Source organism: Marinobacter sp. KMM 10035 (genome assembly GCF_046537445.1).
In the GTDB taxonomy this organism is placed as follows: Bacteria; Pseudomonadota; Gammaproteobacteria; order Pseudomonadales; family Oleiphilaceae; genus Marinobacter; species Marinobacter sediminicola.
In genome coordinates this window covers 1,244,744-1,257,808 of the sequence record NZ_JBBVMG010000001.1, presented here as the reverse complement: position 1 = coordinate 1,257,808, position 13,065 = coordinate 1,244,744, and the positions used below count along the sequence as shown (strand labels likewise).

13 protein-coding genes are annotated in these 13,065 nt (G+C 54.0%); 10 read left to right on the top strand and 3 right to left on the bottom strand.

What is annotated here, in order from left to right; translation table 11 throughout:
• The first annotated feature begins 1 nt into the window (after window position 1).
• Window positions 2-1,213, top strand: a complete 1,212-nt coding sequence (gene fabB, locus AADB16_RS05605; RefSeq protein ID WP_309043726.1) for a beta-ketoacyl-ACP synthase I — start codon at window positions 2-4, stop codon at window positions 1,211-1,213.
• Window positions 1,214-1,230: 17 nt separating this feature from the next.
• On the opposite strand, the gene AADB16_RS05600 is transcribed toward fabB, so the two are convergent.
• Window positions 1,231-1,587 carry a helix-turn-helix transcriptional regulator gene (locus AADB16_RS05600; protein ID WP_309043727.1) on the bottom strand — a complete coding sequence of 119 codons (357 nt, stop codon included), beginning with the start codon at window positions 1,585-1,587 and terminating at the stop codon, window positions 1,231-1,233.
• 157 nt (window positions 1,588-1,744) lie between these two features.
• Between AADB16_RS05600 and yegQ the strand changes: the two genes are divergently transcribed.
• From yegQ to AADB16_RS05560, 8 genes are all read left to right on the top strand, one after another.
• The gene (gene yegQ, locus AADB16_RS05595) at window positions 1,745-3,064 is read left to right on the top strand and encodes a tRNA 5-hydroxyuridine modification protein YegQ (RefSeq protein ID WP_410801909.1); all 1,320 of its coding nucleotides are present in this window, start codon (window positions 1,745-1,747) and stop codon (window positions 3,062-3,064) included.
• Between the two features lie 244 nt (window positions 3,065-3,308).
• On the top strand, window positions 3,309-4,757 hold the full coding sequence (sufB, locus tag AADB16_RS05590; RefSeq protein ID WP_309043729.1) for a Fe-S cluster assembly protein SufB: 1,449 nt from the start codon (window positions 3,309-3,311) through the stop codon (window positions 4,755-4,757).
• A 41-nt stretch (window positions 4,758-4,798) separates the two neighbouring features.
• Window positions 4,799-5,587 carry a Fe-S cluster assembly ATPase SufC gene (gene sufC / locus AADB16_RS05585; RefSeq protein ID WP_410801907.1) on the top strand — a complete coding sequence of 263 codons (789 nt, stop codon included), beginning with the start codon at window positions 4,799-4,801 and terminating at the stop codon, window positions 5,585-5,587.
• A gap of 12 nt (window positions 5,588-5,599) precedes the next feature.
• Window positions 5,600-6,889 carry a Fe-S cluster assembly protein SufD gene (gene sufD, locus AADB16_RS05580; RefSeq protein ID WP_410801905.1) on the top strand — a complete coding sequence of 430 codons (1,290 nt, stop codon included), beginning with the start codon at window positions 5,600-5,602 and terminating at the stop codon, window positions 6,887-6,889.
• A gap of 5 nt (window positions 6,890-6,894) precedes the next feature.
• Window positions 6,895-8,148, top strand: coding sequence for an aminotransferase class V-fold PLP-dependent enzyme (locus AADB16_RS05575; protein ID WP_410801903.1), 1,254 nt, complete (start codon window positions 6,895-6,897; stop codon window positions 8,146-8,148).
• A gap of 13 nt (window positions 8,149-8,161) precedes the next feature.
• Window positions 8,162-8,515 carry a HesB/IscA family protein gene (locus AADB16_RS05570; protein ID WP_309043733.1) on the top strand — a complete coding sequence of 118 codons (354 nt, stop codon included), beginning with the start codon at window positions 8,162-8,164 and terminating at the stop codon, window positions 8,513-8,515.
• 39 nt (window positions 8,516-8,554) lie between these two features.
• Window positions 8,555-9,097 carry a putative Fe-S cluster assembly protein SufT gene (gene sufT, locus AADB16_RS05565; protein WP_309043734.1) on the top strand — a complete coding sequence of 181 codons (543 nt, stop codon included), beginning with the start codon at window positions 8,555-8,557 and terminating at the stop codon, window positions 9,095-9,097.
• The gene (locus AADB16_RS05560) at window positions 9,098-9,559 is read left to right on the top strand and encodes a SufE family protein (protein WP_410801901.1); all 462 of its coding nucleotides are present in this window, start codon (window positions 9,098-9,100) and stop codon (window positions 9,557-9,559) included.
• Window positions 9,560-9,582: 23 nt separating this feature from the next.
• Here AADB16_RS05560 and AADB16_RS05555 read toward each other — a convergent pair whose 3' ends face one another.
• Complete coding sequence (locus tag AADB16_RS05555) at window positions 9,583-10,791, bottom strand: flagellar assembly protein T N-terminal domain-containing protein (protein WP_410801899.1); 1,209 nt, start codon at window positions 10,789-10,791, stop codon at window positions 9,583-9,585.
• Between the two features lie 98 nt (window positions 10,792-10,889).
• The gene (locus tag AADB16_RS05550; protein WP_410801897.1) at window positions 10,890-11,438 is read right to left on the bottom strand and encodes an LPP20 family lipoprotein; all 549 of its coding nucleotides are present in this window, start codon (window positions 11,436-11,438) and stop codon (window positions 10,890-10,892) included.
• Between the two features lie 259 nt (window positions 11,439-11,697).
• Between AADB16_RS05550 and traF the strand changes: the two genes are divergently transcribed.
• Window positions 11,698-12,957 carry a conjugal transfer protein TraF gene (gene traF / locus AADB16_RS05545; RefSeq protein ID WP_410801895.1) on the top strand — a complete coding sequence of 420 codons (1,260 nt, stop codon included), beginning with the start codon at window positions 11,698-11,700 and terminating at the stop codon, window positions 12,955-12,957.
• Window positions 12,958-13,065 lie beyond the last annotated feature (108 nt).

Here is a 13,065-nt window from a genome sequence, read left to right as displayed (position 1 = left end):
GATGCGTCGTGTTGTTATCACCGGCATGGGGATTGTCTCCAGCCTAGGCACCAATCAAAAAGAAGTCACACGCTCCCTGAAGGAGTCCATTCCTGGAATCGGCTTCAGTGAAGAAGCTCGTGACAATGGTTTGCGCAGCCACGTTTGTGGTCAGATTGATCTGAACCTGCCCGAACTGATTGACCGCAAGCTTTTGCGCTTCATGTGCCCTGCTGCGGCCTACACCTATCTCGCAGCCTGTGAAGCTATTGAGCAGGCTGGACTAACCAATGAGCACCTCACGGCTAACAGCACCGGCGCCGTATTTGGCACCGGCGGCGCGTCAACCGTTGAGCTTCTCGATGCAATCGACACCCACCGCGCCAAAGGCATTCGTCGCGTTGGGCCTTACCGCGTACCCCGCACAATGGGCAGCTCAATCAACGCGACCATTGCAACGGCATTCGGCATTACAGGCATCAACTACGGCATTACCTCAGCCTGTGCCACCAGCGCACACGCCATCGGCCATGCTGCAGACCAGATTGCTTTGGGGCGTCAGGATGTAATGCTTGCCGGCGGCGGCGAAGATATCCACTGGACCCTGAGCCTGATGTTTGACGCCATGGGCGCACTCTCAACCAAATACAACGATACGCCTGAGAAAGCATCCCGCACCTATGATGCAGACCGTGATGGCTTTGTTATCTCCGGCGGCGGCGGTACCCTGGTGATCGAGGCTCTGGAGCATGCAGAGGCGCGAGGCGCGAACATCATTGCAGAACTGGTTGGTTTTGGCGCCACATCAGACGGCGCCGACATGGTTGCCCCAAGCGGTGAAGGTGCTATTCGCTGTATGCACCAGGCCATGAAAAACCTAGATGGCGAAATCAGCTATATCAACACCCACGGCACCAGTACACCTGCTGGTGATGTAACTGAACTGAAGGCGCTGAAAGCGACCTTTGGTGACAAAATCCCACCGCTAAGCTCCACCAAGCCGCTTTGCGGCCACGCTCTTGGTGCGGCAGGCGTTCATGAAGCCATCTACTGCTTAATCATGCAGCGGGACGGCTTTATCGCGCCCTCAGCTAACATCGAGAACCTCGACGAAGGCGCCGAAGGCTATCCAATCGTGCGTAAGCGCCTGGACAACCAGAACCTGGATCTCGTTATGAGCAACAGTTTTGGCTTTGGTGGCACCAACGCAACATTGGTATTTAAAAAGTTCTGATGTCTCGCAATTAAAGTTCAGGACAACCTGATAGAGCGATATTCAGCCGGGGACGTGCCCATCCAGCGCTTGAATGCCCGGCTGAACGCACTCAATTCTGAAAACCCAAGCTGCTCGGCAATTTCCACCAGCGGCTTGGTTTTATCCTGCATGTAAGTTAGCGCCTGCTTACGGCGCACATCCTCCAGTATACGGGCAAATGTCAAACCTTCCCGCTTCAATTTCTTGTGGAGCGTGTACCGACTCATGTGCAACTGAGACGCCACCACCTCAACGCCCACCTTGCCTCGGGCAAGCTGACTGCTGATAAGCGAACTCACTCTGTTACCCAACGAAACCCGCACTGCATCCTGGCTCAGGGGGCCTGACGCCATTTTTTTATCCTCCAGATTCATATCTATCCAACTCTCATCACAACTTACAGCGTACACATGTTAGCTGAAAATAATCAATAAGACGTTTGAGCGGGATCAAGGGAAAGCACATTAGCTTGCGGCAAAATAGCCAACCACTGATTTACCCGGAGCCCACATGAATATCCCGGAATTGCTGGCACCCGCCGGCACCCCTGAACACCTGGAGACCGCATTCGCCTATGGGGCAGATGCCGTTTACGCCGGCCAGCCCCGCTATTCCCTGCGGGTGCGCAACAACAGCTTCAAAGATACTGCCGCTCTGGGCTCTGGTATCCAGCGCGCCCATGAACTGGGCAAACAGTTTTATTTGGTGTCGAACATTGCGCCCCACAACGACAAGGTGCGCTCCTACCTGCGGGATCTGGAACCGGTGCTGGAGTACAAGCCGGATGCGCTAATTATGTCCGACCCCGGCCTGATCATGCTGGTGCGGGAAAAATGGCCGGATCAGCCCATCCACCTCTCGGTGCAGGCCAATGCCGTTAATTGGGCAACTGTGGAGTTCTGGCGCCGCCAGGGCATCAGCCGGGTGATTCTTTCACGGGAACTGGGGCTGGGTGAAATTCGTGACATACGCGAGCGGGTTCCGGATATGGAACTGGAAGTCTTCGTTCACGGTGCTCTGTGCATGGCCTACTCCGGGCGCTGTCTGCTCTCAGGCTATATGAATCATAGAGACGCCAACCAGGGCGCATGCACCAATGCCTGCCGCTGGAACTACAAGGAAGTTACCCACACCCAGGACCAGACCGGCGACCTGATTGCCACATCGGCCGCAGCGGATGTTCAAAGTTTCGAGCCGAAAGAAATTCTTCTGGAAGAACCTAACCGCCCCGGTAGCTTTATTCCCGCCTATGAGGATGAGCACGGCACCTACATCATGAACTCGCGGGATCTGCGAGCGGTGCAGCACGTGGCGGAGCTGGCGGCCATGGGCGTGCATTCCCTGAAAATCGAGGGCCGCACAAAAAGCACCTATTATGTTGCCCGCACCACTCAGGTATACCGCAGCGCCATAGATCAGGCGACACAAGGCAAGCCTTTTGATATGGCGCTGATGAACGATCTGGAAGCGCTATCCAACCGGGGCTACACGGAAGGTTTTCTACGCAGGCACATGCCACAGGAATACCAGACCTACGAGCGTGGTTCCTCCTATCTGGGCACACAACAAGTTGTGGGCACCATCACCGATGATGACGGGCAATGGCTCACCATCGATGTGAAAAACAAATTCTCCCCAGGCGACCAAATGGAACTGATTACACCTTCTGGCAATCTGCAGTTTTCGATACCGGTTATGGAGAACCGCAACGGCATCGCTATGGATTGCGCACCGGGCAGCGGCCACATAGTTCGCATCCCTCGCCCACCGCACACACCTGAAGCACTGAAACACAGTTACCTCACCCGCATTTTGCCACCCGAAGCCTAACGTTCACGGAGCGATCGACTCCGTATATACGCCTATCAAAACCGCTCCAAACCCGTCAGATTTAGCGTCTGGCGGGTGTATTACGATATACTTGCCATTCCCCCCAATTTAATACCTGACTAATTTAGTCTGGTATTGTACAATTACGAACCAGAAGCAACAGATCAGGCCCCGCAAACCAGTTTTGGTTGCCGGCAAATCAAAGGGCCTCAGAGCCCGCGAGAGAGAATACGGAGCGACGATCATGACGACCGCCAACAAAGAGGTGAACGAACTGATCAAACGGGAATACGAACACGGTTTCGTAACAGATATCGAAGTAGATACCTTCGAGCCCGGTTTGAATGAAGACGTTATCACCCGCCTTTCTGAAATCAAGAAAGAGCCACAGTTCATGCTGGAATGGCGCCTCAAGGCTTATCGTCGCTGGCTTGAAATGGAAGAACCCGATTGGGCTCACCTGGGCTATGAGCGAGTCGATTACAACTCGATCTCCTATTACTCGGCCCCGAAGCGCAAAGAAGACATGCCACAGAGCCTCGACGATGTAGATCCCGAGCTGCTTAAAACCTATGAAAAACTGGGAATCCCGCTGCACGAACACGCAAAGCTCGCCGGCGTAGCCGTTGACGCAGTATTCGATTCCGTTTCAGTGGCTACCACGTTCAAAGAGCCACTGGCAAAAGCAGGCGTTATCTTCTGCTCTATTTCAGAAGCCGTGCGCGATTACCCTGAACTGGTGCAAAAATACCTCGGCACTGTTGTTCCCCATACAGACAACTTCTTTGCCGGCCTAAACGCAGCAGTCTTCTCGGACGGAACCTTTGTATACGTCCCCAAGGGCGTTCGTTGCCCCATGGAACTGTCCACATACTTCCGCATCAACGCGGCAAACACCGGGCAGTTCGAGCGCACGCTGATTATTGCCGACGAAGGCAGTTACGTGAGCTATCTGGAAGGCTGTACCGCCCCGATGCGCGACGAGAACCAGCTGCACGCAGCGGTGGTTGAACTGATCGCTCTGGACGATGCAGAGATCAAATACTCCACGGTACAGAACTGGTACCCGGGCGATGAGAACGGCAAGGGCGGCATCTACAACTTTGTCACCAAGCGCGCAGCCTGTATCGGCAAGAACTCCAAGGTTTCCTGGACTCAGGTGGAAACCGGCTCGGCCATTACCTGGAAGTACCCCAGCTGTATCCTGCGCGGTGAAGGCAGCGTTGGTGAGTTCTACTCAGTAGCGCTTACCCACAACTACCAGCAGGCCGATACTGGCACCAAGATGATTCACCTGGGCAAAAACACCACCAGCACCATCATCTCCAAAGGTATTTCGGCTGGTAAAAGCTCCAACGTATATCGTGGTCTGGTCAAGTTCGGCCCCCGCGCCGATGGCGCTCGCAACTTTACCGAGTGTGATTCGCTGCTGATCGGTGACCAGTGCGGCGCGCATACCTTCCCGTACATTGAGAGCCTGAACAAGTCCGCCATCGTTGAGCACGAGGCCACCACCTCGAAAGTGAGCGACGAGCAGATGTTCCTTTGCCGCCAGCGCGGGATTGATATGGAGCGGGCCGTGTCCATGATTGTGAACGGTTTCTGCAAGGACGTTTTCAAGGAACTTCCCATGGAGTTTGCGGTTGAAGCCGGCAAGCTTCTTGAAGTCAGCCTTGAAGGTTCTGTTGGTTAAATTACATACACAGATTTTCAGATTAAAGAGAGAAGCCACAAATGCTGAGCATCAAAAACCTGCACGCCTCCGTTGAGGGCAAAGAAATCCTCAAGGGTATAAACCTGGAGATCAAATCCGGGGAAGTACATGCGATTATGGGCCCGAACGGTTCGGGCAAAAGTACGCTGGCCCAAGTGCTTGCAGGCAACGAAGCATTTGAAGTTACCTCTGGCAGCGTCACCATGCACGGTGAAGACCTGCTTGAAAAAGCGACCGAAGAGCGGGCACGGGATGGTGTGTTCCTGGCGTTTCAGTACCCGGTAGAGATTCCGGGCGTTAGCAACTTGCAGTTCATGCGCACATCGGTAAACGCCATGCGCCACCACAGGGGCGAATCAGAAATGAACGCCGCTGAATTCATGAAGATGGCTCGGGAAATTTCCAAGCAAGTGGATCTGGACCCTGCTTTTCTCAAGCGCGGTGTAAACGAAGGTTTCTCCGGTGGCGAGAAGAAGCGTAACGAAATCATGCAAGCCCTGATGCTGCAACCAAAGCTGGCCATCCTGGATGAAACCGACTCCGGCCTGGACATCGACGCACTCAAGGTTGTTTCTGACGGCGTTAACGCTCTGCGTGCCGAAGACCGGGCCATTTTGATGGTCACTCACTATCAGCGCCTGCTTGACCATATTGTTCCTGATTTCGTTCACGTTCTCGCCGAAGGCAAGATTGTGAAGTCTGGCGGCCGTGAATTGGCCCTGGAGCTGGAAGAGCGTGGTTACGCATGGCTTGGCATCAAGGACGATGAAACTGCAGCCAGTTCAGCCCTCTCCAACTCAGCCAACTAAGGAGACCGCGGAATGAAACCAGCACCAAGTCTTCTTTCCAGCGCGTTTCTACAGCCGGCTGGCCAGGCACTACCCGCACCACTGCTTGCTCTGCGTAAACAACGCGGCGCCGCCTTGGTAGACATGCCCATGCCAACGCGGAAAACCGAGAACTGGAAATACTCCAGCAAGTATCTGAAGCTGACTGACGAGATGGCTACCTCACTGCCCACTGCGGGCAAAACCGGCAGTGCTCTTGCTGTGCCCGGCTACAAGGTGGCTTTTGTCAATGGCGTAATGGTGCCAGAAGCCAGCGAGTACCCGGATCTGAACGATATTCTTATTCAGCGGTTCAGTGATCTGTCAGACGCTGAAGCCAGCGAGCTGGCAGAGCGCCTGGACAGCACCCTGGACGCAAAAGCGGTGCAATTTGCAGGGTTGAACACTGCGCGTTTTGAAGACGGCCTCGTCATTCGCCTGAAACCAGACGCAGTTCTTGATCAGCCACTGTTCATCATTCATGAAGTGACCGCCGACGCCAGCGGATCTGCCTTCCCACGCATATTTGTTGAGGCAGGCCGTAACAGCCAGATCACACTGGTGGAAGAGTTTATTTCCAGCGGCCAGGAAGCAGTATTCGTGAACTCCGTAACCGAGTTCACCCTTGCTGAGGGCGCAAATGTTACCAACATTCGCCTGAGCATGGGCGGCGAGAACGTACAACACATCGGCGCCACTGGCGTAACCCAGCAACGTAGCTCCCGCTTCGAGAGCCACTGCGTAGGCTTTGGTGGCCCTCTAAGGCGCCACGATCTGCGGGTTCGACTGGAAGGCAAAGGCGCCGAGTGCAAACTCAACGGCGTTGTTGTAACCCAAGGCACACAGCACTACGACAACCACACCACCATTGAGCACGTAGCACCCAATTGCGACAGTGAAGAAACCTACCGCAACATTGCAGCGGATAAATCTCACGCAGTGTTCAACGGCAGAATTCATATTCACCCGGATGCCCAGAAGTCCAACGCGAATATGAGCAACAAGAACCTGCTGCTTTCTACCGGTGCAGAGATCGATACCAAGCCCGAGCTGGAAATCTACGCTGATGACGTGAAATGCGCCCACGGCGCCACCATCGGTCAACTGGACAAAGAATCGCTGTTTTATCTGGTATCACGGGGCATCGGCATCCGTGAAGCCAACGTACTATTGACCATGGCGTTCATCAACGAACTGGTTGCCCAGATTCCAGTGGATGCCGTGAAAGATACGGTGCAAATCCGCCTCAACCAGTTTTTTGATCAAGCATTCCAGGAGGTCTGACCGGTATGAATGACCTGTCCATGGCAAACACAGCCACCCAGACGGCGTTTGATGTACAAGCCATACGCCGGGACTTCCCCATACTGTCGCAACAGGTGAACGGGAAGCCACTGGTGTATCTGGATAACGGTGCGTCGGCACAAAAGCCGCTCGTCGTTCTGAATGCCATGGACCGTTATTACCGGGAAATGCACTCAAACGTACACCGGGGTGCCCACACCCTTGGCGACCGTGCCACTGCAGCATTTGAAGGTGCCCGGGAAACCATTCGCAGCTTTTTGAATGCAGGCAGTACCCGGGAAATCATCTGGACAAAAGGCACAACAGAAGCCATCAACCTGGTGGCGAATGGCTTGGCACCCAAGCTCAAAGCCGGCGACGAAATTCTGGTGAGCCACATGGAGCACCACGCCAACATTGTGCCCTGGCAGATGGTTGCCGAACGCACTGGCGCAAAAGTGGTGCCGATTCAGGTTACGCCTGCGGGCGAACTGGATCTTGAATCCTTTGATCGTTTGCTGAACGACCGCACCCGTATACTGGCCATCACTCACGTTTCCAACGTTCTGGGCACAATCAATCCGGTAAACGAATTGGTGGGCAAGGCGAAGGCTCGTGGTGTGATTACCCTGTTGGATGGCGCCCAGGCAGTCCCCCACTTCCAGCCGGATGTGCAGGCACTGGACTGTGACTTTTACGTGTTTTCATCTCACAAGCTGTTCGGCCCAACCGGCATTGGCGTGCTTTATGGCAAAGCCGCGCTGCTGGAAGACATGCCTCCCTATCAGGGCGGCGGCGAGATGATTGAACGGGTATCGTTTGAACGCACCACTTGGAACGTTCTGCCCTACAAATTTGAAGCAGGTACGCCCGCAATCGCAGAAGCTGTAGGCTTGGGTGCTGCAATCGACTACCTTAACGGGCTCGACAGGCCAGCAATGGAAGCGGCAGAGAATGCTTTGATGGCGCGCGCCAACCAATTGGTTGAAACCGTTCCAGGCATGAGCATTATCGGCACTGCAAAGCAAAAAGTTCCCGTAATGTCCTTTAAAATCGAGGGCTTGCACCCCAGTGATATAGGAACCTTATTGGATCAGCAAGGCATCGCCATTCGTACTGGCCACCACTGTGCAATGCCGCTGATGGATTTCTACGGAGTTCCCGGTACAGCACGGGCCTCCTTTGCGTTCTACAATACACTGGATGAGGTGGAACAATTGTTTGCCGCCTTACAGAAAGTCCAGCGCCTGTTTGCCTGATGGAGGAGACACCATGACAGCAGAAGTCTTCACACCGACCGTAGGCGTCACCATGACGCCAAGTGCCGTCAAGCACGTACGCAAGCAACTCGACAAAGCATCGAGCGCCAAAGGTATTCGGTTGGCGATCAGAAAAAGCGGATGTTCCGGCTTCAAGTACGAAACCCAGTGGGTGGACGAAGCCTCATCCGACGACAGAATATTCCACATTGACGGGGTTGATGTGTTTGTGAAAGAGGAACACCTTTCCCTGGTGAATGGCATCGAGATCGACTTCGTTACCGAAGGCGTAAACTCCATGTTCCAGTTCCGCAATCCAAACGCCACCGCCGAATGCGGGTGTGGTGAGAGCTTTACCATAAGCTGATTCCGCCCCCTCTCCGCGCCAAACGAGGTTTAACCAGGCATGCAAGAACGTGAAGTCGTCCTGACCAAACGCGAGGTGGAAGCCCGCCTTGTTCCCACCGGAACAGAAGTCATGATTCCGGCAGATAGCTTTGTAACCATCACGCAGTCGTTGGGCGGTACCTTTACCGTTGCGGTCAATGGCAACCTCGCTCGCATCGAAGGCCACAACGCCGACGCTCTGGGTAAAAAGCCACTGGAAAGCAGTTTTGACACGCCGGCAGACGGATCCATCAACGAAAACCAGGTATGGGAAGCCATACGCAACTGCTACGACCCGGAAATTCCGGTTAACGTGGTGGATCTGGGCCTGATTTACGAATGTCGGATCGAAAACGGCACGCCCGAAGGCAATCACGTTTATATCCTGATGACTCTCACCGCTGCAGGCTGCGGTATGGGGCCCGTCATTACTGAAGATGTGAAGGTAAAAGTAGAGCACGTACCCAACGTGGACAAGGTAACCGTAGAGCTTACCTTTGACCCGCCCTGGAACAACGATATGCTTACTGACGAAGCCAAACTCGAACTGGGAATGTTGTAAATGCCAGCGACAGAACAGGATTTTCTGGACAACCCGCTCGGAAAAAACCCGACTCTGGAAGACGTACTCGACGGTTTTGAGTTTCTGGACGACTGGGAAGAGCGCTACGCGTTTATTATTGATCTCGGCAAACAGCTACCGGCTTTTCCGGACGATGCCCGGATTGAAAAAAACTACGTTCACGGCTGTCAGAGCCAGGTATGGGTGATTTCCCACTTCCACGAAGCCAGTGGCAAGCTCTATCTCCTGATAGATTCCGACGCAATGATCGTACGCGGCCTTGCCGCGATGATTCTGATTGCGCTGAACGGGAAAACCCCAAGAGACTTGCTGGCCACCGATATAGACGAGTTGTTTGAGCAACTGGACCTGTTCCGCCACATCTCCCCGACCCGCGGCAACGGTTTGCGCTCCATGATCGGGAAGATCCGCGATATTGCTGCGGCACAAGCAACTGAGTGACCAGTTCACAGACTTAGGGCGAGTTACCAGATTATGGCAATATCGTCTCGCTGAATGTTCACCTGCCCACCTATGCTGGGCATTTTGCCATTGCTGAAGTCCGGATGAACATTGTTCAGGGTGACCGTCATCTGGCTGTCACTCAATTCCGGCGTCCCTCCCAAAGAATCAAAATACCGGGCACTGCGATACAGGTGCAGCTCATCGCCAGGGCGTAAACCTGCGGTTGCTCCTGAGGCCAGCGTTACCAACTGCCCATCTACCCGGGTAATCCGGGTCATAAACGGCTGACATGCCAAGGCTTCAGTTACGGCCTGCGTCATATCTCCCAGGACCCCAGCCACCGCCTTTCCGTATTGGGTTTTACGAAATCCTTCGGAGCCAAATCCGGTAGAGCTACCCACGTCGGCAGTCCAGACTGCGGCCGTTTCAAAGCGTTGCTGATAGACAGGCGAGCCACTGAAGCCATCGAGAACAACAAGATCCACCGCGAAACGCCGACGCATATCCGCGACACCAATACCTCTCTGAACTTTGTCCAGAACCGATGTGCCCCAAGCTGTAGGGTCTGCAACGCCAAGATCCCGTATAACACCTGTCACGACAAACTGGGCGCCCATCTCACGGGCCACCTGGATCACATTGGTAAGGCGGTTGTTCCCCTGCTGCAGTGAGGGCGCATTCAGCAAATCGGGGAACAAACGAGAGGTAGAGGCAGATAACACCTGCAAGTTCCCAGTTTCCCGCAAGCCTTGCTGCAAAAACTGCGGCAGAACCTCACCAGCGTCATCAATACGCCCCACACGGGCCTGTTCAGGGTGTAGAAGCGGGAACCCGGCCACCGCTACTCGTTTTCTCAAACGCCCTGCGTCTCCGCCACCACAGCTGGCTTGCCCGGCAGAAATTTCTCCCCGCACGGTCACACGCATGAGGTTGCCGATGCGATGCTCATCAATCACTTTTACATTCCGCGCCCTCGCGCTGGAAGCCAAGCGAATGCTGGATTCGGTAAGAACACCGTTTTCCATGGTGTCTCTCGTACTCACTTGTGCTTCGTACTGAAGGGCCAAATCACGCATGGCCGCATTGCGGGCTTCCGCGCGTGCTGTCGCAAGATCCTCATTATGGATACTGGCATGGCCCACACCTTCCAGAACAACAGCCTGAGCGTTGGCAGCCAGCATCAGTGGCAGTACAACACACCAAAGTGATAACCGAACAAACTGCCTCATAAACCCACGCATCGCTTCATACCCGCTTTTCCAATTTTCTCACACTTCAAGAGCCATAGGCCCGTCATAGGCACAACCCGGTAGGGGGACCAGCGGTATCAGTCGAGATAGTACAGGGAGTCTACATTTTTGCTCTGAACATCACCCACGCTGTCGTTGTAACTGGGCATAGGTATAGGGCAAAGATCCTGTACCTGATCGGCATCTACTTTAGATACACAAGCCCTGAAACGTGGCTCCAGTTTTAGCTCCATTACGGTCTCAACCACTCCGTCGCTGTGTTCGTTAACAGCAACCATCTTTGCACCGCGAATATAGCTGTCCACGTATGTTCGGAAACTGTCGTTTCGAAGCACAAAGTCGTTCACGGTAGAGCTGCCATACACAACCGTGCCATACACCCGCTCTGCAAGGTTTCTGTACGCGTCCACCTGGGATGCACGGCGCGCCATCAAGCGCTTGCGGGTATTCAGCCGATCCTTACTTGCGTCTTCATAGGTACCAAAACCACTGACTCGAACTGTAATAGGCTCAAGTTTGGGTTCAGTTTGTATTTTGCTTTTATCGCTGTCCCGGTGCCCACCAACTGGCGCACAGGCCGCCAGCATGACAGCCATAAGAGGAACAATTATCCAGCGGATGGCCATTATTTCGTCTCCAGAATTCGTTTCAACTTGCCGTTTCCGATAACCATGAAAAAATCACGCCACCTTTCCTAACACGCTGATAAAATTAAACTTCTTTACTAAAGCCACAAAACAGCCCGCTAAACCGGCAAATAACTGCCTCCGTTTACATATCAAAAACAAACCGTTACCGGTTATGCCGTGTTCCCGTACGCATATTGCTCTAACCTTTCAGTAATCTCATTGTTCATAAACACATACTTATCCCAAAGGTACCGAAATGCATCAATATCGTCTGTCCAGACTGTTCATTGCCGTGGGCTTGTCCGTTGCAACCTCCTCCGCGCTCGCCAGTCCGCAGTCGTTTATGTCTTCACGTTCCTTTGCCATGGGTGGCACTGGCGTAGCTATTGCTCACCCAGCCTCGGCCACCTCTGCAAACCCTGCAATGATGGCTGCAGACCAGCACGACTGGGCTGATGATTTTGGCCTCACTCTGCCCTCTGTCAACGCGCGAGCTGCCGATGAAGAAGAAACCGTTGATCAGGTTGATGACATTCAGGACTCTATTGATCAGCTTGAGAATGCCATCGACTCTGCTAATCCAGCCGAAGTGCAACGACATGCGGGGCAGTTGCGTGAACAACTTGCCGCCTTCGATAAAGACACCGTTCGCGCAAACCTCGGCTTGGGTCTTGCTGTTGCCGTTCCCGGAAAGAAGATTTCGGTCGGTGTCTTCAGCAATGGCAATCTGACCGCTACAGTCAGGGGTGAGTATGACGAAAGGGACGACGCAGTACTGGAGGACATTGAAGACGGCACGGTGGTCATTCCTCCCGGTCAAACCGTCAACCTCAATTCCCGCGGCAAGGTCCTCGCTTCAGCGGTGGTGGAGGCGGGTCTGAGCTTTGCTCACGCTTTGAAGCTCAATAACGGCGAAACTCTCCAGCTGGGCTTCTCCCCAAAATACGTAAAACTGCAAACCTTCCAGTACACGGAAACCGTTTCCGGTTTTGATGACAACGATTTCGACAGTGATGACTCCCAAACGGATAAAAGCGGCTTTAACCTGGATATCGGTGCTGCGTATGCGTTTGGAGATGAGAAGCAGTGGAACGCAGGAATTCTGGTAAAAAACCTGATTCCCATGAAGCTCGATTCTGCAGCAAGCCGGAGAGATCTTGGTGAGGAAGTGCGAACGCTAAAAGTTGGCCCCATGGCAACCGTCGGCATCGCCCACACGAGCAACTACCACGTTGTTACCGCAGAGTTGGACCTCACCAAAAAAGAAGCCTTCGGCTTCGAAGATGACACCCAGTGGCTCGCCTTGGGCGCAGAATTCGACGCATTCCGCTATGCCCAGCTTCGCGCAGGTGTTCGTTACAACCTTGCAAGCAACGATGACAACGATGGCATTGCCGAAGAAACCCAGTTCACGGCTGGTTTGGGAGTCAATCTACTAGGCGTTCGCTTTGATCTTGGCGCCCTGTTCAGCGATGCGGATATGGGCGCATCTCTGGAGCTGGGCACAGCATTCTGATTGTTTTGTAAACACTTCTTCCGGTGTCAGGCGAACTCACCAGAATATACGGGTTTGCCTGACCCGCCCGGGAAACGGATAATTCCCGGACACTTCTCGGAAAGGAAC

Excerpts from the sequence above, each read along its gene's own strand:
- fabB (WP_309043726.1), top strand. The coding sequence starts at position 2 with ATGCGTCGTGTTGTTATCACCGGCATGGGGATTGTCTCCAGCCTAGGC.
- AADB16_RS05600 (WP_309043727.1), bottom strand. The coding sequence starts at position 1,587 with ATGGCGTCAGGCCCCCTGAGCCAGGATGCAGTGCGGGTTTCGTTGGGT.
- yegQ (WP_410801909.1), top strand. The coding sequence starts at position 1,745 with ATGAATATCCCGGAATTGCTGGCACCCGCCGGCACCCCTGAACACCTG.
- sufB (WP_309043729.1), top strand. The coding sequence starts at position 3,309 with ATGACGACCGCCAACAAAGAGGTGAACGAACTGATCAAACGGGAATAC.
- sufC (WP_410801907.1), top strand. The coding sequence starts at position 4,799 with ATGCTGAGCATCAAAAACCTGCACGCCTCCGTTGAGGGCAAAGAAATC.
- sufD (WP_410801905.1), top strand. The coding sequence starts at position 5,600 with ATGAAACCAGCACCAAGTCTTCTTTCCAGCGCGTTTCTACAGCCGGCT.
- AADB16_RS05575 (WP_410801903.1), top strand. The coding sequence starts at position 6,895 with ATGAATGACCTGTCCATGGCAAACACAGCCACCCAGACGGCGTTTGAT.
- AADB16_RS05570 (WP_309043733.1), top strand. The coding sequence starts at position 8,162 with ATGACAGCAGAAGTCTTCACACCGACCGTAGGCGTCACCATGACGCCA.
- sufT (WP_309043734.1), top strand. The coding sequence starts at position 8,555 with ATGCAAGAACGTGAAGTCGTCCTGACCAAACGCGAGGTGGAAGCCCGC.
- AADB16_RS05560 (WP_410801901.1), top strand. The coding sequence starts at position 9,098 with ATGCCAGCGACAGAACAGGATTTTCTGGACAACCCGCTCGGAAAAAAC.
- AADB16_RS05555 (WP_410801899.1), bottom strand. The coding sequence starts at position 10,791 with ATGAGGCAGTTTGTTCGGTTATCACTTTGGTGTGTTGTACTGCCACTG.
- AADB16_RS05550 (WP_410801897.1), bottom strand. The coding sequence starts at position 11,438 with ATGGCCATCCGCTGGATAATTGTTCCTCTTATGGCTGTCATGCTGGCG.
- traF (WP_410801895.1), top strand. The coding sequence starts at position 11,698 with ATGCATCAATATCGTCTGTCCAGACTGTTCATTGCCGTGGGCTTGTCC.